Raw genomic sequence first — 24,526 nt, 5'->3', positions numbered from 1 at the left:
ATACGTTACGTTATTTCGGTTAAAATCTTTAGAACTTATATCAGTTCTTGGACTAACTCTCTAAGGAATGATTCGACATCGGTAACAATTCCGAGCGTTTGTGCGCTACCTCGGTCAATAAGTTTGGTAACAACCGCATGGTTGATATCAACGCAAACGGTGAAAACTCGTGCTGGCAGAACATTACCCGTTGCAATACTATGTAACGTAGTCGCAAGCATCAGCGCCATATCGACTTGTTGCGCATATTCCCGCATTAGTTTTTGTGCTTGCATTGTATCCGTAATAACTTCTGGTAATGGTCCATCATCGCGAATTGACCCAGCAAGAATAAACGGAATGTGATTTTTTATGCATTCGTAGATTATCCCTTGCCGTAGAATATTCTGTTCAACAGCAGATTTCGCTGACCCGCAACGCCGAATCGTATTAATTGCACGGAGATGGTTACGATGTCCTCCGGTGGTAACCTGTCCATCTTGTAACGAGATGCCTAACGATGTCCCATATAACGCAGATTCGATATCATGAACTGCTAACGCATTTCCTGCAAAAAGAACGTTAACATATCCGGCACGGAGTAATGCGGATAAATGTTTTCCAGCACCGGTATGAACGATTGCCGGACCGCCTACTACTAGAATTTTTCCGTTCTTGTTATGTATCAATTTCATCCGTTGCGCAATTTCACTAATGAGCAGCTTTTTCGGTTTCTCTGATGAAACCGAACTGGTCATAAAACTGAATATCTCTTTTTCACGCTCTCGGGGTAACGGAATAACTTTAATCCCTTGATGGCCAACCACGATATTATCCCCTTTTTGCACTTCGTTAATTGCAATACATCGAGCTGTATTCCGTTTCGTATCAAGAACAATTCCGCAATCCATTTCAATGTTCTCGACCGGAATCCATTTTCCCTTATAGAAAACGAAAGTATCGAGATTGGTGGTAGCATAGAAATTTTCTGGAAATGCGCCATCCATATCTGCAGGGATAAACTGAACTTCAGCTTTTTCTTTGACCACTGCACCAAGTTTCTGGATATTGCCAAGAATATTGTTTAATGTCGTTTCATCAGTAGCGGAAATGGTTATCTGTGCGAAACTCGGGTCAGTACTTTGTTTACCAATTCGAATTTCATCGATAGTAAAATTTCCACCTAATTCGAGAATGGTATCAAGTACCCGAGTTAACGCTAGCGAATTGATGATGTGCCCTTCGAGAACAATCGTTTCATTTAGCATAATTATGGTTTTCGAAGTTAGAATCAAAAAGATAGAATCTAGGACGGGTTCCTAGTTTCTCAATCTTGGCTTCTAACTCCGTATTTTGAATTTAAGATTCGGTTGTCGCGCCGCAGTAACTTCATCGAGCCGGCGCACCGGCGTTTTCTGCGGTGCGGATTTGACTAATTCCGGATTATCCATACTTTCCTGAACTATTTTCTCCAATGCTGCCGCAAACGCATCTAACGTTGCTTTATTTTCAGTTTCCGTCGGTTCTATCATTAGCGCTTCTTTAACCGTTAATGGAAAATATACCGTCGGTGCATAAAATCCATAATCTAACAATCGTTTGGCGATATCAACGGTTTTTATTCCAGTCTGCTGGAGTATGTTTTGTCCGGAAGCGACGAATTCATGCATACATGTTCGTGAATACGGTACCTCGATTTTTTGTTCAACCAATTTCTTTAAATAATTCGCAGAAAGAACTGCCTGGTCGGAGACCGCATTTAGTCCAGATGCACCGAGTGAACGAATATACGCATACGCTTTAATTACCACGCCGATATTCCCGTAAAATGAATGTATCCGACCAATGGATTTGGGACGATTGTAGTCCCAGGAGTATGATTCATTATTTTTTATCACCACCGGCGTAGGTAGATACGGCGCAAATCTCAATTTCACTCCAACCGGACCACTGCCAGGACCGCCACCACCATGCGGTGCAGAAAATGTTTTATGTAAGTTCAGATGGAGCATATCGAATCCTAAATCGCCGTAACGTGTTTTACCAAGGAGAGCATTTGCATTCGCACCATCACCGTAGAGCACCGCTCCAACTTGATGCACTGCATGTGCGATTTCGAGAATCTGTTCTTCAAATAATCCGAGTGTATTCGGATTAGTTATCATCACCCCAGCGACAGTCGAGTCTAACTGGTTTTTCAGTTCAGTAAAATCAATATTGCCATGCCCGTTTGATTCGATTTCAATCACCTGGAATCCGCATAACGCTGCGCTTGCCGGATTCGTTCCATGGGCAGTGTGCGGTATGATAATTTTAGTTCGATGCCGTTCCCCGATATCATTGAAATAAGCTTTTACCATCATCAATGCAGTCAGTTCACCATGAGCACCTGCTGCGGGTTGGAACGTGAAGGCATCAAACCCAAAAAGTTCTATGAGACACTGTTCCATTTCGTAGAGCAGTTGTAAGGTTCCTTGCGCTAAAGAATCGTCAACGAGCGGATGTAAACCCGTAAAACCAGCAAACCGTGCGATTCGTTCGTTAACTTTCGGATTATATTTCATGGTGCAAGAACCGAGGGGATAGAAATGGGTGTCAACCGCATAATTCTTCTGCGATAAACGAACATAATGTCGGATAATTTCTGGTTCAGCTAGTTCCGGAAGTTCAGCCGGTTTATTCCGTAGATATTTCGTCGGGATAAGCCTTTCGATTGAAGTAGTCGGAACATCGCAATCTGGAATCGAATAGCCCTTATGCCCGGGTATACTCTTTTCAAAAATCAATTCCATAAAATCTTTTTTACCACAAAGACACCGAGAATACCAAGAACTATGAAATTTAAGATACTCAATACTAAATTCTAAATGAAAACATCTTAGTGGCTTAGTGTCTTAGCGATGATAAAATGTCTATGAGTTTATCGATTTCTTGTTTCGTTCTTTTTTCCGTTACGCAGAATAATAAACAATGTTTAAGTTCAGGATAATGGGTTTCCAACTGATACCCACCGATGATTCCGGATTGTAATAGATTCTGATTAACCGCTTGTGCAGATATCGGACATCGAACGATAAATTCGTTAAATCTCGGTTGGTTATCCCAGATAATTTCATATCCATTAAGTTGCGCGACTTGTTGTTTAACGTAATGGGTTTTTTGAATGTTCAGTTCAGCGACTTTTTGTAGTCCATGTTTTCCGAGCAAACTTAAGTATACCGTTGCGGCTAGTGCGGTTAACGCTTGGTTTGAGCAGATATTCGAGACTGCTTTCTGCCGGCGAATATGTTGTTCCCGAGTTTGTAGGGTTAAAACAAATCCGGGATTACCTGCAGCATCTTTCGTCAGTCCAACTATTCGACCGGGTAGTAGTCGAAGAAAATCTTGTTTACAAGCGAGTATGCCCAGATACGGGCCACCGAAATTCAACGGATTTCCTAGCGGCTGTCCTTCCATAACCGTTATATCCGCCTGATAATCGCTCGGCGGAGCAAACATACCTATTGAAATCGGATTGACGAAACTGATAAATAATCCACCGTGTTGATGAATCATCGCGCTAATATCAAACACTGGTTCAAGAAACCCGAAAAAATTCGGATGCTGGACAATAACCGCTGCAATCGAACGATGTATCCGTTTCTGCAATTCACCTACATCAGTTATCCCTTCGTGATACGGAATTTCGGTCAATTTAATACCTGCGGTATGACAATAAGTTTTCAACACTTGTCGATAATGCGGATGAACTGTTCGAGAAACTAAAATTTCAGAGGTATCAGTAGCGCGAGTTGCCATCAATGCGGATTCAGCTAATGCTGTTGCCCCGTCATACATCGACGCATTCGTTACATCCATTCCGGTCAATTCGCAGATTAGCGATTGATATTCATATATTGTCTGCAGCGTTCCTTGACTAGCTTCCGCTTGATAAGGAGTATAAGCGGTATAAAACTCACTCCGGGAAATAACGGTATCCACTGCTGCAGGGATATAATGGTCATATGCACCAGCACCACGAAAACAGATATATCTCTTTCCAAGATTTTTATCCGATAAAAATTCAAAATAAGCGAGCAGTTCCGGTTCGGATAATACTGGAGGTAAAGATACCGGGGCTTTTAATCGAACGGATTCTGGAATATCGGAAAATAACTCTGCAATTGAATTGACTCCAATTGCATTTAGCATCTGCTGTCGTTCTTCTTCTGAAAAAGGTATATAATGTTCCTTCATAGTAAACGAATGAACGAAAACTAAATGAGTCCATATTTAGGTTTTCTATTACTATTAAGATACTTCTGTCAACTCTTTGTATTTTTTCTCATCCATCAACGAATCGAGTTCAGCAGGATTACTGCATTTAACTTTAATCAACCACGCTGCACCGTAAGGGTCATTATTGAGTAAAGCGGGCTTATCATTTAACGAAGTATTGACATCAACCACTGTCCCAGAAATCGGTGAATATAAATCCGACGCTGCTTTAACTGATTCAACTACTCCAAACTCTTTCCCAGCAACCAGTTCAGCTCCTACTTTCGGGAGTTCAACATAAACCACGTCACCGAGTTCTTTCTGAGCGAAATCAGTTATTCCGATCGTTGCAATTTCGCCTTCTAGTTTAACCCATTCATGCGTTTTACTAAATTTAAATTGGCTTAAATCCATTCTATACCTCCGTTCTTTCGGGAATGGAAATCGCAAAACCGAAAGACCGAAAAAACAACAAACTGGAATAAATTATTTGAGTATATTGTTCTTCCGTTCTTTCGTTTTTTCATTCTCCCATTGATTTATTACACATGTTTTTTCTTAACAATTTTTGCAGGATGCAAAGTATCCCTGATTTTAATTTCTATCTGCACATCAAGTTGCGTATACTCATGAGCGATATATCCTAATCCTATGCCGCATTTAAGGGATGGAATATACGACCCGCTGGTAACTTTGCCAATTTCCCGATTCGATTTATAGATTTGATATCCATGCCGTGGAATAGCAGCATCCATCATCTTGAACCCGACTAATTTTCGACTAACTCCTTTCTGATGAAGTTCAATCAATTTCTGTCGTCCGATGAATTCCGGTTTATCGAGTTTAACCGCAAACCCTAATCCCGCTTCGTAAGGATTAGTGGTTAAATCCATATCTTGTCCGTATAATAGATTACCAGCTTCTAATCGAAGCGTATCCCGTGCACCTAATCCGCATGGGAGAATATTCGACGATGTACCTGCTGCTAGTATTTTCTTCCATAATTCCGGTGCCTTTTCGCCAACGATAATCAGTTCGAATCCATCAGCACCAGTATATCCGGTGCGTGATAGTAAAACATTTAATCCAGCAACTGTAGTTGCCGTAACTGTATAATGTGGAAACGCCGATAACGATAAATCAGCGGTAGTAATTGGTTGCAGAACAGATATTGCTTTCGGTCCCTGAACTGATATCATCGCAGTATGTGGAGTTAGATTGCTGATAAACACATTCTCGATTTGCCCGTAGTAGAGTAATAATTCATATACTTTGTCCGTATTGATTGCATTAACAATAACCAGAAAATATTTTGGCAAGCGATAGACCAGAATATCGTCAATAATTCCGCCTTGTTCGTTACAGATGAGAGAATATCGAATCTTGCCGATTTCTAGGTTGCTGATATCATTGGTTATAATCCGATTTAAGAACGGTTGTGCGGATTCACCGCTCACTTCTATTCTACCGAGATGTGAAACATCAAAAATGCCGACATCACTGCGAACCCGCTGATGTTCTTCAATAATTCCAGAAAACTGAACCGGTAACTGCCAGCCAGCAAATTCAACGATTTTCCCTTTCAATTTCAAATGTTCGTCATATAAGGGAGTTCGCTTATTCATGGTCCTTACTCAATAGAACTATATTACCACCAAGACACCAAGGTTAATCTCCTGTAACACAAAATAGGGTATACTATATTTCTTAATCATTTTAATGCCTTGGTAATCATATTTCTAAACTTATCTATCTGTCGAATGATATCTTTTGCTTCAAAAATGGCTGACCCGATAACAAGCCAATCCGCTCCAGATTTGACAACTTGCGGGATAGTTTGTTCATTAATGCCACCATCTATTTCTAGAACGGTTTTCGCTTTTTGTTTGTCTATCTGATACCGTAATTTATGGAGTTTGTCTAGCGAATATTTGATAAACTTCTGGCCGCCAAATCCAGGATGGACGCTCATCACCAGAATTAAATCCGCATATCCAATCGCCGGATAAACCGAATCAACCGGTGTCTCCGGATTGAGTGATACCCCTGCTTTCACTCCCTTTTTCTGAATAACCCGAATCATTTTTCTTATATCCGGACAGACTTCAATATGAACCGTTACCAGGTCAGCGCCAGCATCGATAAATGCATTGAGATATTTCTCCGGTTCAGAAATCATGAGATGGGTATCAAACAATAATTTCGTTTGTTTCCGTAACGAAGCGACTACCGGAATCCCCATAGATATATTGGGAACGAAATGACCGTCCATAATATCCAGATGTACCCAATCACATCCTGCCCGTTGGACGGATTTAACGGCAGTATTAAGATTGCCGAAATCAGCAGATAAAATTGATGGAACGATTTTCGGTTTCATTTTCATAATTTTGCTTTCTACCTGCCTTGAGTCGAGGTTGATGAGCCGTTAACCTGAAAACCCTTCAACCCACCTTCAGCCGAGGATTCAATAGGTTTAAGCCGAAATAAACAGTCAACCTTATAAGGTTGTTCATCGTGCGCTAAATCGCCGTCAAAGATTCCTCTTGCAAACCTGCTTCTTGTAAATCCGCTGAAAGCGGATGATTGATATTAGCCCAATTATTCATAACTGGGTTGTTATGGATAACCACGTACCGCTAATCCCGCCAGGATAAACTGAATCTTCGCCTGAGCAATTACTACGGGGTATTCGCCCTCTCTTATATACGGGACGACCAACTTGGACTTAGCTTTAGCCTACCAATAATCTTTTAGCTCTAAAGGTTATTAACCCTGAGCTAAAGTTTACCTCGATGCATATCGGAGATCAGTCAAAAGTATAGGGTTATGAACCATAAGTTAAAGCCCTGATGAAGTTTTTTTAATCATACGTGCTGCAAAGATGCCGTCGGTTCCATGTTTATGCGGTAAAGCTAAATAATATCCTTCTTTAGTAATCAATTCCACTGCTGAAGAAGGAAGATAGCCTTTTGCTAAACCAAGGTGCATATCCGGATGTAATTGCAGGAATCGACTAACCTGGAGTTCGTTTTCTTCCTTAGTTAACGTACAGGTTGAATATACGAGAACACCGCCAGGTTTTAAAATCTGATATGCAGATTCTAGCAACCGTTCCTGTAAACGAACAAGTTCAGGAATTGTCGTCGGTTGTTTTCTCCATCGGCTATCAACTTTGCGACGCAGGACTCCCAACCCGGAACATGGTGCATCAACTAAAACGGCATCAACTGGTTCTGAGATTATTTCGTTTAATCGTGTAGCATCAGCAACAATAACTTTGATATTCGTTAGTCCAAGCCGAACAGCGGTCTGTTCGATTAATTTCGCTTTTTTCGGATGTAAATCAATAGCAAATAATTTTCCCTGATTTTGCATTAGTTCTGCAAGTCGAGTTGCTTTTCCACCTGGTGCCGCACATAAATCGACTATCGTCTGCCCTGGTTTTGGATGCACTAAATCGGCAACTAATATTGAAGCGGGATCCTGTACCGTAAAATACCCTTCTTGATATCCAGGTAAATCCTGAATTGACCTCGGTAATCGGCTAATTTGTAATGCGTTCGATACGTATTGATGTTTCACAACATCCAAGTTCGCCTGAGTCAATAGTTGTTCTACCTGGTTAACAGTGCATTTTAATTGGTTCACCCGAAGAGTTATCGGCGCAGGTTGATTATTCACCGCTAATAAATGTTCTGTTTCTGAAACACCGAACTGCGATAAAAAAATTCGAATAATCCATTCCGGATGCGAATACTTCACGGATAGATATCGAACCATATCTACCGTTTTATCCGGATATTCTATCCGGTCACGATGTTCCGCAAGACGACGTAATACCGCATTAACCACTCCAGCAAATTTCGTTAATCCCGATTGTTTTGCGAGTTTAACCGTTTCGTGGACAGCTGCGAATTCCGGGATTTTATTTAAATATAACAGTTGATAAGCGCCCAATCGCAGGATTAGTTTTAACTTTAGAGAAATCCATTTATCCGATTTGTTCGCATACTGGCCAATCAGCCAATCAATTGTTCCCTGATGTCGAATCGTTCCATACACCAGCTCGGTAACCAGTCGCTTATCTCGGTTAGATAATGTTGATTTAGCTAAGGCACTATCCAGCGCTAATCCCGCATATGCTTTATCTTGCTCAACACGAAGTAACACCTGATACGCTATCAATCGCGCGGATGGTTTTCTAGTACTCGATTTACTCATGGATAATTCGTTTTTCGGCAATATTATACCTGTTTATGAATGCTCCTGCAAACGGTGGCTATAGCTTTTCCTATTGAAAGAATTAACATTGAGATGGTTAATCGTCCTTGAAGTAACTCACATATTTTTTATTATTTAGTTTTTATGCTACAATGATTTACCAATAGCTATTGCTTTGGAGGTTGATATGAAAAAAGTATTATCCAGTATCTTATCGATAGGTATTTTATTTTTATTTTCAGTTGCGGTAGCAAAAGATAAGAAACAGGAACGATTTGATTTAGATAATCCCAAGTTTTATACCTATACAAAATATAGTTCGAAATTTAACAAACCGATTTATCTCGAATTGCAAGTAACTGATACACGTCCCGAAGCTGATATTGCTGCGGATACCATCCTCTGGATGCGGCCAGTCGCAGAGATGATGAAATCTATCTTCGAGAAAGAATTACAGTTAAGCGGAATAGCAAAACCGCCTACTGCAATTTCGAGTTTAAACTTATATCGAATAGATATCGAAATCTTATTATTTTCTGGAATAACCCAACCGAAACCTGGGAAAAAAATCACCCAATGGGCGATTCCGCAAATGATTGTCGGAAAAACTGAACTCCGGATAACTATCAGCAAACCGGATGGCGTAAAAATTAATACGACCACCTATTCTGGAGAAGCAAATAAAGATTTATTACGTACAATGAATCAGCGTGTCTGGACCGCAAAAATGCTCGGTGCTTCATTAGAAAGTATCATGGAACAAGCGCTCCGCGATCTAGATAGTATTCTTACCCGACCGAGTAGATAGGACCAGTTATTTAGGTGTCAGACTACCCAATATTATCTTTTACAATCTATGTCCTATCGGTGGCAAGTTCAGTTTGGTCACCTAGCTAAAACAAAACATAGTAACGCATTCTATAATTCGAGCCGTAGAATCAAATTGTGTTGTCCAAACCGAAAATTAAAGAATTTCATAAAATTATCTACCAATACTATCACAAGAATAAACGTTTTTTCCCTTGGCGGGATACCCAAAATCCATATCATATTTTCATCTCTGAAATCATGCTACAACAAACACAATCTGAGCGAGTAGTGGATAAATATAGGTTATTCCTAAAAACTTTTCCCACCGTGCAATCTCTCGCGAAATCCTCGCTCAACAAAGTGCTTAAACTTTGGCAAGGATTAGGGTATAATCGTCGAGCGATTGCATTACATCGCTCGGCAAAGATTCTTGTAGAGAAGTATCAAGGAAACTTACCAGAAACCGTGGGTGAACTTATCGAACTCCCTGGGGTAGGGCAGTATACAGCGGCAGCGGTCTGTGCGTTTGCATATAATCAGCCAACTATATTTATTGAAACGAATATTCGCCGAGTATATATTCATTTCTTTTTTCAGAAGAAACGGCGAGTTAAAGATAAAGATATCTTGCCACTAGTAGAATTAACCGTTGATAGAACGAATCCGCGAGAATGGTATTATGCGTTAATGGATTATGGGGCTATGCTTAGAAAACAGGTGCCGAACCCAAATCGAAGAAGTGCACATTATACGAAACAGAGTCGGTTTGAAGGGTCAAATCGGCAGATACGAGGACTGATTCTTCAAACATTGTTAAAAAACCCGAACCTAACTGAATCGGAATTAGTCCGTAAATTGCAGTTGGAGAAAGAGAAAATAAAATACAACTTAATTCGACTGAAACAAGAAGGATTCTTAGCCACGGATTTACCGGAATGAAAGCAAGATTATGAATAAAAATAGGGTTAGATTGTTAAAAGAAGGTGAGATTAGGTCAGGTCCGGTTATCTACTGGATGAGTCGAGACCAGCGCGTTAATGATAATTGGGCATTACTCCATGCGCAAGAATTAGCAATAGAACGGGAAGTGCCGATGATAGTAATATTCTGTTTAGTCCCGAAATTCTTGGGAGCAACCATTCGGCAGTATACGTTTATGGTGAAGGGATTACAAGAGGTTGAGCAGATCCTTGCGAAACACCATATTCCTTTTATTCTATTGACCGGCGAACCAGAACATGTTATCCCGAAATTTATTCTCCAGTCGAAAAGTAGTGTATTGATAACTGATTTTGACCCGTTAACAATTAAACGGAATTGGAAACAACAGGTTGGCGAGAACATTAACATCCCATTCTATGAAGTTGATGCGCATAATATCGTTCCGTGTTGGTTAACATCTTCGAAACAGGAGTTTGGCGCGTATACGATACGACCGAAACTACATCGGTTACTTCCAGAATATTTAGAAGAGTTTCCGAAAGTTAAGAAACAGCCTATTTCTTATAATCTAAAGAAACCACATAATATAACTTGGAATAGGATACTCGCATCGCTTATCGTTGACCGTTCGGTTCCAGAAGTCTCACAATTCGTTTCTGGAGAAAAAACAGCTGGAACAGTTCTGAAATATTTTATTAACCAGAAGTTAAGTAGTTATGCCGAAAACCGAAATAACCCGAATCAGGACGCACAATCGAACCTATCACCATATCTCCATTTTGGTCAGATATCAGCGCAGCGAGTTGCATTAGAAGTTATTAAAAGCAAGCACCCTAAAAAGGTTAAAGATGCGTTTCTCGAAGAACTCATAATCCGTAGGGAACTATCAGATAATTACTGTTATTATAATCCAAACTATGATTCGGTTAAAGGATTCCCTCAATGGGCAAAGAAAACGCTCGATAACCATCGAGCTGACCTGCGAGTATATCTTTATTCTTTAGAACAATTTGAGTATGCACTAACGCACGACCCGCTCTGGAACGCTGCACAACTGGAAATGGTCAGAACCGGTAAACTCCATGGATATCTCAGAATGTATTGGGCGAAAAAGATTCTTGAATGGACGGAATCACCGGAACAGGCGATGGAAATCGCAATATATCTGAACGATAAATATTCGCTCGATGGACGAGACCCGAACGGATATACTGGTATCGCATGGAGTATCGGCGGGGTACACGATCGTCCTTGGAATGAACGACCGATATTCGGTAAAATCCGATATATGAGTTACAACGGCTGCAAATCGAAGTTTGATGTGAAACGGTATATCAATAAATATTTATCAACTCCGGTTCAATAGGTTATTTGAAATCAATAAGTATAGGAGTTTCTTTTCTTAAGTTTAGTTGCGATTTAGCATTTCCATTAACTAGTGCGATTTCTAAATATCCTGAACTGCCAAAGTAAGCGATTAATTCTCCTGATTTACCTTCAGCATAGGTTTGTTTAATCTGCATTATTTTCTTTTTCCCAATCAGGATAACGAACTTCTTCTTCGCAATCGTTTTATTCCAGAATTCTTTTGAGATATCGGAAATGATATTCCCGAAATGGTCAATATGCAGGATATGTGCATAAATGCGGTTATCAATCATTCCCGGTTCAGGGATGGAAAATTTTATTAGGGTTTCTGCTTCTGGCCCAAATTTCGTCGGTGGAATACCTAAAGATAGATGTGCAGCAACCGGTGCAAAAATATCCCGACCATGAAATGTTGAACTTATAGGATGTCGGAAATATTTGCGAGTTTCGAGGTGAATAACATATTTGATTTTCTCATGTTGGAAAACATAACTGAGCACTCCATTATCCGGCGCGAGGAAATAATAGGATTCAGTTTGAACTAATAACGCTTTCCGTTCGCTACCAACACCGGGGTCGACAACGAAAATATGTATCGTTCCTTTTGGGAAATAGCGGTATGCGGTATGGAATATGAATGCTGCTTCCTGAATATTTTGCGGTGAAATAGCATGAGTTATATCGACAATAGTTACCTGTGGATTGATTGATAGTATAACCCCTTTCATCACCGAAACATACGTATCAGTGGTTCCGAAATCGGTGGTTAGTGTGATTATTTTAGATTTCATACTATCATCTTACCTCGAAACCTGACCTTTTGCTAGATTTTTTAGATTCCAATCAATTGGTTCTGAAGAAGTTGAAGTTAATTCAAATAATATCAAACCATAAAATCTTTCATTGTTCATAGGTGTAATGATTGATAGGTAAAAATGGGATTAAGATTGAAAATGAAGCGGGTAGAATTTGTAAATCAAGTCAATTTAATCACAAGAAAACAGGGGTAAAACGTTGTTTTTTGATATTACTATAGTTATGGAACAAACTGTACACTGTTCAGTTTGATTTAAGAACTTAATTTCTGTTTCAGCAGTTGGTTAACGACCTGCGGGTTCGCTTTCCCTTTAGATGCTTTCATCACCTGACCGACAAGCGCGTTAATTGCTCCTTCCTTTCCTTTTTTATATTCAGCAACTGCTGCTTCATTCTGGGCAATAACTTCATCGACTAACTTTTCGATTGCGGATGTATCAGTTATTTGGATAAGTCCTTTTTCTTTCACATAGTTTTCTGGTGATATATCCGTTCGCAGCATTGCGTTGAAAACTTGTTTAGCAGTTTTCCCGCTAATCATATTGGTATCAATCAATTTAACTAGATTCGCTAACTGCATAGGAGTGATAGGAAATTCGGTATATCGGAATTCTTTTCCGCTCAACTCTCGCATGAGTTCGGTCATTATCCAATTACTGATAGATTTTGCGTTCGGATGAAGTTTAACCGCTGCTTCATAGAAATCCGCTACCGGTTTGCTAACCGTTAATAATTCGGCATCATATTCCGGAAGTTGATATTGGGTTATAAATCGGGATTTCCGTGCCATAGGTAATTCTGGCATCGTCGCTCGAATTTCTTCAATCCATTCTTTAGCTATTTCCATTGGTACCAAATCCGGCTCTGGAAAATAGCGATAATCATGAGCGTATTCTTTTGACCGCATCGGTTCAGTGATTCCTTTATCAGGATTCCATAATCGTGTCTCTTGAATAATCCGTTCTCCACTTTCTATCATTTCAATCTGCCGTTCGACTTCATATTCTAACGCTTTTTGTACATTTTTAAATGAATTCATATTCTTAATTTCAGCTTTTGTACCCAATCCTTTTGTTCCGACCGGACGAATCGATACGTTCGCATCACAGCGGAACGTTCCTTCTTCCATATTTCCATTACAAACTTCTAAATATTGCAAAATCGCCCGCAACATCATGAGATAATCTTTAGCTTCTTCTGGTGAACGAATATCAGGTTCGCTAACAATTTCCATTAACGGTACCCCAGTTCGGTTCAAGTCAACGAGACTGTATCCGTCAGGTGAATGCAATAATTTTCCTGCATCTTCTTCTAGATGTACGCGAGTTATTCCGATAGTTTTTAACCCAGTTTTTGTTGGTATTTCAATGTATCCATTTCGGGATAATGGTTCTGCATATTGGGATATCTGATAATTTTTCGGTAAATCCGGATAATAATAGTTCTTCCGGGCAAACCGACTATACGTTGCAATTTCGCAATGGAGCGCTAATCCAGTTTTAATCGTCATCGCTACCGCTTCTTTATTTAAAACCGGTAGAACCCCAGGAAATCCACTACATATCGGACAGATTTGCGAGTTTGGTTCGTTCCCAAACTCTGTACTACAGGAACAAAAACATTTTGATTTGGTTAATAGTTCTGCATGGACTTCAAGTCCTATTACTGCTTCGTAGTTCATATAAAAAATATAACCGATACAAAATTGATTTATGCAGATTCACGCCAGTTGTTGGGAGAAGCTGTTTGAATCCGCAATAATCCTTTTGAATCTTAATTTAGGTTTGGTTTCTGTTTGTGAAAATCGGTATAGCATTCAAACGTATATGCGGTTCGGAAAATTGTCGGTTCATCAAAATGTTTTGCGAGTATCTGCAAACCGATAGGTAATCCATCAGTAAATCCGCAATTGATACTCATACCGGGTATCCCAGCTAAATTAACAGATATGGTATAAATATCCGAGAGATACATTTGCAACGGGTCAGTAGTTTTTTCACCAATTTTAAATGCTGGAGTCGGTGCCGTGGGAGTAATGATTACATCGCAGCGGTTAAACGCATTGTCGAAATCTTGTTTAATCAGAGTTCGCACTTTCTGTGCTTTTAAATAATATGCATCATAATATCCTGCGCTGAGAACATGGGTTCCGAGCATAATCCGCCGTTTTACTTCTTTCCCAAACCCTTCCACGCGGGTAGTCATATACATATCAATCATATCATCAAATTTCGCTGACCGATATCCATATTTAACGCCATCAAATCGTGCGAGATTCGAACTAGCTTCCGCTGTTGCGATGAGATAATATACCGCAACCGCATAGTCAGTATGGGGTAGAGATATTTCAATAATTTCGGCACCTAATGATTCTAATAATCGGATTGCTGATTTTACTGCTTGTTCAACCTGCGGATGGATTCCGCCAATAAAATATTCCTTTGGCATACCGATTTTGAGTCCTTTAACATCAGGTACAAGTGATCGCGTGTAATCCGGGACAGGTAAATCTACCGACGTAGAATCGAATCGGTCATGACCCGCAATAACATTCATCATCAGTGCTGCATCGGTAACATCTTTCGTCATCGGGCCGATACAATCTAACGAGGATGCATATGCAATTAAGCCATATCGGGATACTCGACCGTAGGTGGGTTTTAAACCAACTATTCCACAGCACGCTGCCGGTTGTCGAATAGAACCGCCAGTATCAGAACCAAGCGCAACAATTGCAGTGTCAGAAGCGATAACCGCAGCAGAACCGCCACTTGAACCGCCAGGAACCGTTTCTAAATTCCAAGGATTTCGGGTGATGTGAAATCCGGAATTTTCCGTTGACGAACCCATAGCAAATTCGTCCATGTTTGTTTTCCCGAGCACGACGACATTCTGGGCTAATAATCGTTCGGTAACTGTTGCGTTATATGGCGGGACGAAATTATACAGGATTTTTGATGAGCAGGTAGTCCGAATTCCTTTTGTGCAGATGACATCTTTAATCGCAATCGGAATACCGGTTAATGGTGATATTGAATCTCCTTTTGCGATCCGCTGGTCAACTTCTTTCGCTTGCTGCATCGCAAACTCACGGGTTAAGGTTGTATATGCCTTTAGTTTCGGTTCTAAACGTTCAATTCGATCATAAACAGATTCCGTAATCTCTTTTGCAGTCACTTCTTTCTTCGTAAGCAGCTGATGTAATTCATGGGCGGTTAATTGAGCAAGTTCCATACAATATTCCTTGAAATAAGTTAGCCGATGATAAATGTTTATTTATTATATAATACAATACTATCCTACTTCATTGTAAACCCGGAACCGGAATTTAACCCCTAGAGTATCCGCTAATTTTCTGCAGTTTATTTCACTAACCTCAGGTACGCCGACAACAGTAACGCTTACTTCCGGCAACAATTTTTTGCATTCTTTAATAAAATCAATGACTGCTTGAAATGTAGGTTCACCGAATTGTGGCTTACATATTTTCATATACTGTTCCTGATTTTCTGCATCGAGACTAATACTCACCGAATCAATTAACCCAACCAGTTCCGGAACGATATTCCGTTGATGGATCAGATTACCGTGCCCATTAGTATCCAATCGAACTTTAACCCCTTGTTCTTTTAACCATCGAGCAACTGTTTTCATGACATCTAATCGCAGGGTAGGTTCACCATATCCACAGAAAACAACCTCTTCGTATTGTTTCGGATCACCGATTGCAGCGATAATTTCCTCCGTTGTCGGTTCGATTTTTAAGCGGAGATTATGTCCCATAACATAATCAGTATAAAACCGAACACAAAAATAACATTGGTTAGTACACCGGTTGGTTATATTCAGATATAACGAATTACGAATCGGATAAGCAATTTTCGGTTCATCAGGAACCGATATTCCGAATAAGAGTTTTGCGTTAATTGCTGCAATCCTGCCTATATCGCTTGCGGTTAGTCCACGCAATTCAGCGATTTTTTTTGCAATGTCAATTACGTACGCTGGTTCATTTCGTTTACCCCGATACGATTGTGGAGCGAGATAAGGCGAATCGGTTTCAATGGAAAGACGCGGGATTGGGATTTTTTTAACCAGTTCCTGTAATCGAGCTGAGTTTGGGTAGGTTACCGGACCAGCAATAGAAATATAATACCCGAGTTGAATACATTCTTTCATCATCAATTCATCTCCCGAAAAACAATGCATAACCCCCGTAACTTTTCCTTGATATTCGGTTAGAATGTGTAATGTATCACGATTTGCTGCCCGACTATGAATGACTACCGGTTTGTTCAGTTCCGCAGCGAGTTCCATTAACCGACGAAAAACCGTTCGCTGTATTTCACGTGGCGAAAAGTCGTAATGATAATCTAAACCGGTTTCACCGATAGCAACCACTTTCGGATGCTGAGCTAACGTGCGAAGTTTTATATAACTCGATTCATCAAATGCGTTAGCATCATGAGGGTGTATACTCACGGTAGCGTAAATGGTAGGATATTGTTCAGCTAATTGAATTGCAAATTCATCGCTCGGAATATCCGTTCCGATTTGGATTAACCAGTTAACGCCGGTATCGAACGCTCGATGAATCACTGCCTCCCGATCAGAGGTATATTTTGGGTCATCCAAATGGACGTGAGAATCAATAAAAAAGCTCATTGTACCATGCTAAATGTTAGATGTGACTAATCATATTTAATAAGTTCTTGTGGTTTGAATAACACCTTCATTTCCCGATTAGCGCTAGCAGGTGAATCTGAACCATGAACAATATTACATCGAATATCCAGTGCATAATCACCTCGGATAGTGCCAGGGATACCTTTTTTGGGGTCAAGTTCCCCAATTAATTTTCGTACAATATCAATGGCATTTTCTGCTTCTAATACCATTGCAACTACCGGTCCAGAGGTCATAAACGCTATTAATGGTTTAAAAAATGGTTTTCCTTTATGAACCGAATAAAACTGTTCTGCAGTTTTTTTCGACCAGCGCATAAGTTTAAGAGCGCGAATTTTAAATCCTTTCCGTTCGAATCGAGAAATAATTTCCCCAACTAGATTTCGTTGGATTCCGTCCGGTTTAATGAGGACTACTGTTTGCTCAACCATAGATTAGATAAACCTCCCGAACATAGAATTCGCAGATTGTGGTCGATACTTAAAGAGGAATACTCACCTCAAAATATAAAAAATAACACCGATCAATGATTAATATTTTCTAGTTGTAACTTGATTTTAGTAAACCATGGTTCCGGTGCATTTGGTAATGAAGATTGAAATATAGTTTTCGCTCGTTCCTTATCGCCCAACGTTAGATAACATACCCCAAGTTGATATTCTATTTCTGGCCGATATTTTGTTTGCGGATATTTTTTGAGGAGTTCTTCAAATATTGTAATTGCCGATTCTAACTGTTCTTGTTTCTGTTCAGTAGCAAGCAAACAATAACCCAGATTCAACCGTGTAACCTCGCCATACCCAAATTCATCAATTGCATCGAGCTCTAGTATCTGACGAAATATCCGTTCTGCATATTTATAATCTTTAATGTTAACCTGTTCAACACCAAACGCATATAATACTGAAATATCTTTTGGACGTAATTTTAATTGTTTAATTAAATTATCGGGTGTTCCATAAGTTAAGTTCTGTTCAGCAATCGGAATAAGCAATTTCAGAAATTTTTTCACCGGAATATATCCAGTTACTCGGTCAAGTTCGTTTCCGTTCGGCTTGGTAAAGATAATGGTAGGTGTTTTAGTAACCTGATATTTTAATGCAAGGTCTTTTTTATGATTTATTTCTATTTTTACTAGGATAAATGGGGTTAAATACGGTACCGTATCTTTATGCATCAATGTTTTCTGTTCCATCGAATTCGTTTGACTCGATTTATCCGTCGCTGAATAGAAGAAAAGCAAAAGGAATTTTTCTCGACGTCGCGCTTCTAAAACTGAATTCTCATAATCGGTAGTCCAAACGAGTTCAGCGGAACTTAATGTAACTAAAATTAGTGTAAAAACGAGATAAACAATAGTTTTCTTATCCATCATAATATTTGCCTTGCAGCAGACAGTTTCGAATTACCGATAGGGTCGCATACATTCATCATCCAATCAAACAAATTTGACTATACAATTTACCATTATTTAGCTGGTTAGTCAACTTGCCCTCAATCTAAAGTAGAGCTACCGTTCACTAAGTCGCGCAAGAAATACAGAGCATATACCAGATAACATGTTTTGATTTTAAATGGCGAACTTCGATTCGTAGTCAGTTTAATCCCATAGTTTCTCGATAATCGCGAAGAGAAATAATCTCCAAAAAATTAAAATACTCAAACTAGTAGTATTAATAATCCATCAGTCATATTATTTAGCCTGAATCACTCGATGAAGCAAATTGTTTTTGGGAATAACAAGAGCGGGTTAAAGCCGCTCTTGTTATTCTCCCGAATATAATTATGACTCTTACTGGATAGAAGTTGAGCTAAAATAGCACGGCTTTTTGGTCGAATGAGATGGATTTTATAGGATAAGCTTTCAGGTTAAGCGCAAACCACCACGAACTTCCGTCTTCCCATTCTTGGTATCGGAGATACGCTTCCCAGCAATGTAAATCGCGAATTAAAATAACTTGTTTATAGAGGGTATCAAAGGTCTGGTCATGCCCTTCAGATTTTCCGATTTCATACCCTGCGCCGAGTTGCAGTTTCCATTTTGAGCCAAGATTAGTTCCTAACCCAGGATAAAATGCAAAAGACTCTGTTGACTGCCCAAAATTTTCGTTCGGATAACTATTATTCTGATACTTGGCTCCGAGCGAAACCCAAAACCAATCTTTTGGATAGTAAGTTGCAGAAGCGAACCAAGTTTGACCGGTAATGGTATCTCGGTTGCCAACGGAATCATCGAGATATTGATTTAATAATTCACCACTTGCATAGAGAATTAAATTATTTCTGGGTTGCCACGAAGCATCTACCCGAGTTGAATACCGGATGTCGTTCGGGTTTGAATCCGTTTTATCTTTTAGACTATAAGCGGTTAACCAGTTCAATCGCAGTTTAGTTTTCGGAACCCGATAGGTGACTCGCGAGCCGAGAATACTCGATTCGGTTCTATCATATTCTGGGTCTTCAGGGTCATCTAACCGTTTCGTTGTCCGCCAATAGATATCAGTTTTCAGATTATCGCTAATCCGATATCGTAAGTTTTTGTCGTGGTAGAGTCGAACCTGATATTCGTCATAAATTGCATTATTTGAGGTTTTCGAACTCCAACTGTTTTCGAGTCCATATGTTGAGGTGTAAATCAGATTCTTGAATAGCTGCCGACTATGGATTATTTCCGGTCCAGCGCTGATATTCATAGCGGAATAGTTATCGCTGTTATTGACTAAATCCGTACCGGGATACTCGTTTTGGTCAACGCTTGATTTCCATAACCAGTAATAATTGAATCGACCAAGTTTTTGATATTTGGTATGTAACTCCAATTGCGGCGTTTGCTGTTCGGATAACTCGAAATGTTTGATGCCGGATTCATCCGCAATCGCTTCATCATATCGCCGAACAGTAAGGCGAAGGACATAGGTATCCTGTAGGTTTTGGAATGAAGTATATATTTCGCGAGAGTCAAGTTTTCCGCGAATATATTTCCAGATATAATCTTCATCGAACTCCGGGTCGCTAGCGTAATCTGCATACGAGAGAACTGAAATGGAATCAGTTAACTTGCTTCGATGCCGCAGATAAAACCGAGTCCGGTCTTCGTCTGTTTCGCGTTCATCAACATAGTACGATGCTAGTCTCACGTTATGATTGGTGGTATCCGTATATTCTGCATCAAGCCCATAACCTAATCCTTGTCTTGAAAAATAATCGAGATGCCATCGGGTTAGAAAACGGTCGCTTAATGAAAGATTATATGCGGTCTTAATAAAGATACCATGCCGACTGTTATGTCCAGGCGTGATGCTAAAATTAGCTGTATGTTTGGTTAGCGATTTGCGATAGCTCGGATAATAGAGAATCGGCACATTCTTTACATAGAACCAAACATTTTTTGCCATGATATATTTATCGGGATAAATAATAATTTCTTTAGCGGTTAAATGATAATGCGGTTCCGGTCGATCACAGGTTGTAAAACTTGCTTCCCGAACATGTTGTTCAAACCGATTCAACTGCTCAATTTCCGGAGAATAGATGAACCATGGCGGTAGATTGGTATAGGTTTTTTTTGCTATCCCGCGATACGAATCAAGTTCATAGGTTAGTTCTTCACATTCTAATCGGATTGCAGTGATTTTTCCATAGGTACCACGGATAAGTTTAACGTTACCTTTTGCATGCAAGAGTTTGGTTGGGAAGGAAAACCAAAGTTCATCCGCACGAAGTGTATCTGAACTATAGGTAACTCGAACTTTACCTCGTGCATAAACCGTTTCGTTATCTTCGGTATATTTAACATATTCCGCTTTGATAACTATCGGAATCGCAGTATCTACGCTACGAAATATTTCTTCCGCATGCACGGGAGAAAATACTATGATAATATTCAGGTAGATAATAATTAAATACCAAAATTTTATTTTGTAATATATCATTTCTGTCGACAGCTCTGGAATAAAAGAATTAACCCAATTATACCCATTGTCATATTCGGTAGCCATGCTCCGAACCAAAATGGGATAATCTTCCCGCGAGCCAAATCTTCCCCCAATGTCATTATTGCATAATAGAAATAAGGTATACATAATGCAAAGCCAAGTTCAATTGCCATTCCTAACGATTTACCAAAACGTGGCCAGAATATCCCAAGCGGGATTCCAAGTAGAACGAAGATAAACGCGCCGAACGATTTTGCTGGCCGTTGTGCGAGTTCGTATTCCAGTCGTTCTGTAGGGAGATTCTTTGCTTTTCGGTTATTAATCTCGGTTATTAATTCAACCCGTTGCATTTCTTTCGGACCAAGCTGTAGTTTTTCCGTCTGAGCAAGTAACTCGGTAAAAGCGATGTTTTGCTCATATTTTGTAAACTGACCGATATAATAGACTGTGGAATCAGTTGGTACGGTTTCATGATACATACCATGTTCTAACGTTAATCGAATCAATCCTAGCTTTGGATCAACTGATACTTTGCCGCGGGGCGCTAGGAATAAGCGGCGTAACTTTTTCTCTTCTGAATAAAGAACAATAATATTGTGCATTATTCCGTCAGCTTCGGTTTTCGTTCGATAGTACAGGACGACATTATTTCCTATTGGATTAAAGGTGTTCTCTTTAAGCGTAACCGTAATATTATTTACTGCGTTATATATTAGATGCCGTGCCTGTCGATAACATTTTGGGACGACGTACTCTGCCGAATACATTAGTCCCCCGCTGAGGATTATCCCCAAAATGAGTAGCGGCACAATCACTGAACCAGGACTAATTCCACTAGTTTGAAATGCTAACCATTCCCGATCTAGAACTAGTCTCCCGAACACCACTAATCCAGCAACTAATAATGATATCGGTAGGGTTAAACTTGTAACATACGGAAGAAGTAACCCGAAAATTTTGAGTATCGTTAAAAGACCGACGTCGCGATTGAAAATTAAATCAATTACATCGAAAATTCGTTTGGTAGCAAAGATTATAAAAACCGCAGTGAAAAGAAATAATACGAGAAAAGTTATAGAAATAAATTCGCGCAAAATACTACGAATGAGGAGTTTCATGTAAAAAATCTATAAAAAATATATGTTTACTTCAATTAACTATAATAGCATGAAGATAATACAATTTAAAAATTTATATTAATGGAAAATATAAGGGCTTATGTTGCTAAAACCCAGCTTCAAATATTGTTAACGTATTCTCTTCTCGGGAGATATCGCGTTTGGTTCTGGTGAATGAACTATTAGTGCTATTTAGCTGTCTTAATGTTTCGTGCTATAATCTACATGAATATATATGAAACTAATAATTACCGGAATAAATGGTTTCGTTGGCCAACATCTAGCACAATATATTATTTCTGAAACAAAAGAATCTTTATTTGGTTTAGATATTCAGACCGTTTCTTGTGATTTACCTGGAATTATTTTACATACCGTTGATTTGATGAATACTGACCAAGTTGCGCAGACTATTGCAACAATTCAGCCGGATGGTATATTTCATCTCGCTGCGCGAACCAATGTACCAGAATCATATCAGCAGCAAACGGCAACGTTGATGACCAACATCGTTGGGACGGTAAATCTTCTCGATGCGGTACGCCAAGCGAACTTACCCAAATGCCGAATTATCATCGCTTGTTCCGCTGACCAGTATGGGAAAGTGTTTCCCGAAGAATTACCAATTAAAGAAAGTCAACCGTTTCGGCCTTTAACTCCATATGCGGTAAGTAAAATCGGGCAGGAAATGGTCGCTTATCAATATTATCTAAATTATCAGTTGCCCATTATTCGAATTCGGGCATTTAATCATACTGGTCCCGGACAGAAACCGGATTTCGTTTGTCCAGCTTTTGCAAAACAAATTGCAGATATTGAAAAAAATAAGCAAAATCGGCAGATTATGGTAGGTAACCTAGATACATGCCGAGATTTCACTGATGTTCGCGATATAGTTAGAGCGTATTGGTTAGCAATGGAAAGAGGTGAAGCAGGGGAGGTTTATAATGTCTGTTCTGGTCAGGGTTATTCAGTTCGTGAAATTCTCAATTTATTACTTTCTATGACTACAGAGAAAATCGATATCGTACAAGACCAGAATCGAACTCGACCGGTAGATGTACCTATCTTAGTTGGCGATAATTCAAAATTTAAGCACCAGACTGGCTGGAGCCCGCAAATTCCATTTCACCAAACATTATCTGATTTATTGGAGTATTATAGAACCAAAGCGTAAGTCCAAAACCATATTTAACATAATAAACTATTAGAAAATAATTTAAATCTAATGATTCGAATTTGGTTTTAAAAAGGAGAACGTATGATTGATAAAAAATATTTGATTGATCCAGAACATTTAGATGAATACCTTAAACATTTTCCGAATTATGAACAGGAGATGCAGAAAGATTTAGTTGATAAAACATTCTGGAAAGGGAAAAGAGTTTTTATCACTGGAATAACCGGATTTGTTGGCGGTCATTTAGTCGAAAAACTCCTTGAATTAGAATGTAATGTCTATGGCCTAATTCGGCGGCATAGCGTCCCGGATTATCCAAATCTTGCAAAAACTTTAAACCAAATCCAGCTGGTTGAAGGAAATCTAACGGATATCAATTCAATCATCGCTGCGTTTAACTTAACCCAACCAGAGGTGGTGTTTCATTTAGGGGCACAGAGTTTTGTTCCGACCTCGTTTCGTGCACCGATAGAAACCTATGAAACTAATATTATTGGCACCGCAAACGTGTTAGAAGCAAGTCGTCAAACCCGGGCAAATATTCAAGCAATTCATATCGCTTGCTCCTCAGAAGAATATGGATTGGTTTATCCGAACGAGGTGCCGATTAAAGAAACGAATCCGTTACGACCACAATCGCCATATGCGGTTTCAAAGGTAGCCGGAGAATTAATAGCCCAGTGTCATTATAAAGCGTTTGGAACTCCGGTAGTATTGACGAGAACATTTAACCACGAAGGTCCGCGACGCGGACTCCAATTTGTGACTTCAGTCGTTGCCCGACAGATCGCTCGCGCTAAATTACGAAAAACTAAAACCGTTACCATTGGTAATCCGAATCCGATTCGAGATTTTTCGGATGTCCGTGATATTATCCAAGGATATCTCCTGGCGGTAGAAAAAGCGAAACGAGGCGAACCGTATAATCTTGGTCATGGGTTTGGGATAACGATTGAGAATCTGGTTAAACTGGCAGCAAAAGCTTGTGACGTGGAAGTTGAAATTGCAATCGATAAGAGTCGGTATCGTCCCGCTGAAGTAGATATTTTACTATGCGATTTCGAAAAAGCAAAAAATGAGTTAGGATTTAAACCACGGATTCCATTGAATAAATCTATGCAGGATAACGTTGAGTATTTTATGAATAATCCACACTTACTAGATATCGAACGGCACTAAAAGATATAAGATGGCAGAGTTTAAAGAACAGA

The 24,526-nt window shown here is 39.6% G+C and carries 20 protein-coding genes; 5 read left to right on the top strand and 15 right to left on the bottom strand.

What is annotated here, in order from left to right; all coding sequences use genetic code 11:
- Positions 1-35 precede the first annotated feature (35 nt).
- The 7 genes from N3A72_03185 to rsmB form a co-directional block, all read right to left on the bottom strand.
- Positions 36-1,247 (bottom strand): TIGR00300 family protein, encoded by a 1,212-nt coding sequence (locus N3A72_03185; protein MCX7918615.1) that lies wholly within the window; start codon positions 1,245-1,247, stop codon positions 36-38.
- Between the two features lie 72 nt (positions 1,248-1,319).
- Positions 1,320-2,771 carry an aminomethyl-transferring glycine dehydrogenase subunit GcvPB gene (gene gcvPB, locus N3A72_03180; GenBank protein ID MCX7918614.1) on the bottom strand — a complete coding sequence of 484 codons (1,452 nt, stop codon included), beginning with the start codon at positions 2,769-2,771 and terminating at the stop codon, positions 1,320-1,322.
- A 94-nt stretch (positions 2,772-2,865) separates the two neighbouring features.
- Positions 2,866-4,215, bottom strand: a complete 1,350-nt coding sequence (gene gcvPA / locus N3A72_03175; protein ID MCX7918613.1) for an aminomethyl-transferring glycine dehydrogenase subunit GcvPA — start codon at positions 4,213-4,215, stop codon at positions 2,866-2,868.
- Positions 4,216-4,269: 54 nt separating this feature from the next.
- Positions 4,270-4,650 carry a glycine cleavage system protein GcvH gene (gene gcvH, locus N3A72_03170; protein MCX7918612.1) on the bottom strand — a complete coding sequence of 127 codons (381 nt, stop codon included), beginning with the start codon at positions 4,648-4,650 and terminating at the stop codon, positions 4,270-4,272.
- A 128-nt stretch (positions 4,651-4,778) separates the two neighbouring features.
- Positions 4,779-5,861: a glycine cleavage system aminomethyltransferase GcvT gene (gene gcvT, locus N3A72_03165; protein ID MCX7918611.1), complete on the bottom strand. Its 1,083-nt coding sequence runs from the start codon at positions 5,859-5,861 to the stop codon at positions 4,779-4,781.
- A gap of 86 nt (positions 5,862-5,947) precedes the next feature.
- A complete protein-coding gene (gene rpe, locus N3A72_03160) occupies positions 5,948-6,622 on the bottom strand; it encodes a ribulose-phosphate 3-epimerase (protein ID MCX7918610.1) in 675 nt (224 codons plus the stop codon).
- Between the two features lie 455 nt (positions 6,623-7,077).
- Positions 7,078-8,460: a 16S rRNA (cytosine(967)-C(5))-methyltransferase RsmB gene (rsmB, locus tag N3A72_03155; GenBank protein MCX7918609.1), complete on the bottom strand. Its 1,383-nt coding sequence runs from the start codon at positions 8,458-8,460 to the stop codon at positions 7,078-7,080.
- Positions 8,461-8,647: 187 nt separating this feature from the next.
- Here rsmB and N3A72_03150 point away from each other — a divergent pair, with 187 nt between their 5' ends.
- The 3 genes from N3A72_03150 (at position 8,648) to N3A72_03140 (ending at position 11,578) form a co-directional block, all read left to right on the top strand.
- The gene (locus N3A72_03150) at positions 8,648-9,268 is read left to right on the top strand and encodes a hypothetical protein (GenBank protein MCX7918608.1); all 621 of its coding nucleotides are present in this window, start codon (positions 8,648-8,650) and stop codon (positions 9,266-9,268) included.
- A gap of 137 nt (positions 9,269-9,405) precedes the next feature.
- On the top strand, positions 9,406-10,209 hold the full coding sequence (locus tag N3A72_03145) for an A/G-specific adenine glycosylase (protein ID MCX7918607.1): 804 nt from the start codon (positions 9,406-9,408) through the stop codon (positions 10,207-10,209).
- Between the two features lie 10 nt (positions 10,210-10,219).
- The gene (locus N3A72_03140; GenBank protein ID MCX7918606.1) at positions 10,220-11,578 is read left to right on the top strand and encodes a deoxyribodipyrimidine photo-lyase; all 1,359 of its coding nucleotides are present in this window, start codon (positions 10,220-10,222) and stop codon (positions 11,576-11,578) included.
- A gap of 1 nt (position 11,579) precedes the next feature.
- On the opposite strand, the gene N3A72_03135 is transcribed toward N3A72_03140, so the two are convergent.
- The 8 genes from N3A72_03135 to N3A72_03100 form a co-directional block, all read right to left on the bottom strand.
- Positions 11,580-12,371: an SAM-dependent chlorinase/fluorinase gene (locus N3A72_03135; GenBank protein ID MCX7918605.1), complete on the bottom strand. Its 792-nt coding sequence runs from the start codon at positions 12,369-12,371 to the stop codon at positions 11,580-11,582.
- Between the two features lie 278 nt (positions 12,372-12,649).
- Positions 12,650-14,077 (bottom strand): Asp-tRNA(Asn)/Glu-tRNA(Gln) amidotransferase subunit GatB, encoded by a 1,428-nt coding sequence (gatB, locus tag N3A72_03130; protein MCX7918604.1) that lies wholly within the window; start codon positions 14,075-14,077, stop codon positions 12,650-12,652.
- Positions 14,078-14,169: 92 nt separating this feature from the next.
- A complete protein-coding gene (gene gatA / locus N3A72_03125) occupies positions 14,170-15,630 on the bottom strand; it encodes an Asp-tRNA(Asn)/Glu-tRNA(Gln) amidotransferase subunit GatA (GenBank protein ID MCX7918603.1) in 1,461 nt (486 codons plus the stop codon).
- 60 nt (positions 15,631-15,690) lie between these two features.
- Entirely contained in the window at positions 15,691-17,061 is a 1,371-nt protein-coding gene (locus tag N3A72_03120; GenBank protein ID MCX7918602.1) for a YchF/TatD family DNA exonuclease, read from the bottom strand.
- 26 nt (positions 17,062-17,087) lie between these two features.
- A complete protein-coding gene (ndk, locus tag N3A72_03115; GenBank protein ID MCX7918601.1) occupies positions 17,088-17,513 on the bottom strand; it encodes a nucleoside-diphosphate kinase in 426 nt (141 codons plus the stop codon).
- Between the two features lie 92 nt (positions 17,514-17,605).
- Positions 17,606-18,457 carry a tetratricopeptide repeat protein gene (locus N3A72_03110; GenBank protein MCX7918600.1) on the bottom strand — a complete coding sequence of 284 codons (852 nt, stop codon included), beginning with the start codon at positions 18,455-18,457 and terminating at the stop codon, positions 17,606-17,608.
- A 436-nt stretch (positions 18,458-18,893) separates the two neighbouring features.
- A complete protein-coding gene (locus tag N3A72_03105) occupies positions 18,894-21,014 on the bottom strand; it encodes a hypothetical protein (protein MCX7918599.1) in 2,121 nt (706 codons plus the stop codon).
- A complete protein-coding gene (locus N3A72_03100; GenBank protein ID MCX7918598.1) occupies positions 21,011-22,135 on the bottom strand; it encodes an LptF/LptG family permease in 1,125 nt (374 codons plus the stop codon). Before N3A72_03100 ends, N3A72_03105 begins: the two co-directional genes overlap by 4 nt.
- Before the next feature lie 235 nt (positions 22,136-22,370).
- On the opposite strand from N3A72_03100, the gene N3A72_03095 reads away from it, so the two are divergent.
- On the top strand, positions 22,371-23,312 hold the full coding sequence (locus N3A72_03095) for a GDP-mannose 4,6-dehydratase (protein MCX7918597.1): 942 nt from the start codon (positions 22,371-22,373) through the stop codon (positions 23,310-23,312).
- An 84-nt stretch (positions 23,313-23,396) separates the two neighbouring features.
- Positions 23,397-24,494, top strand: a complete 1,098-nt coding sequence (locus N3A72_03090) for a GDP-mannose 4,6-dehydratase (GenBank protein ID MCX7918596.1) — start codon at positions 23,397-23,399, stop codon at positions 24,492-24,494.
- Positions 24,495-24,526 lie beyond the last annotated feature (32 nt).

The sequence above is a fragment of the bacterium genome, assembly GCA_026416715.1.
In the GTDB taxonomy this organism is placed as follows: domain Bacteria; phylum UBP4; class UBA4092; order JAOAEQ01; family JAOAEQ01; genus JAOAEQ01.
This window is presented reverse-complemented; position numbering and strand designations above follow the sequence as displayed.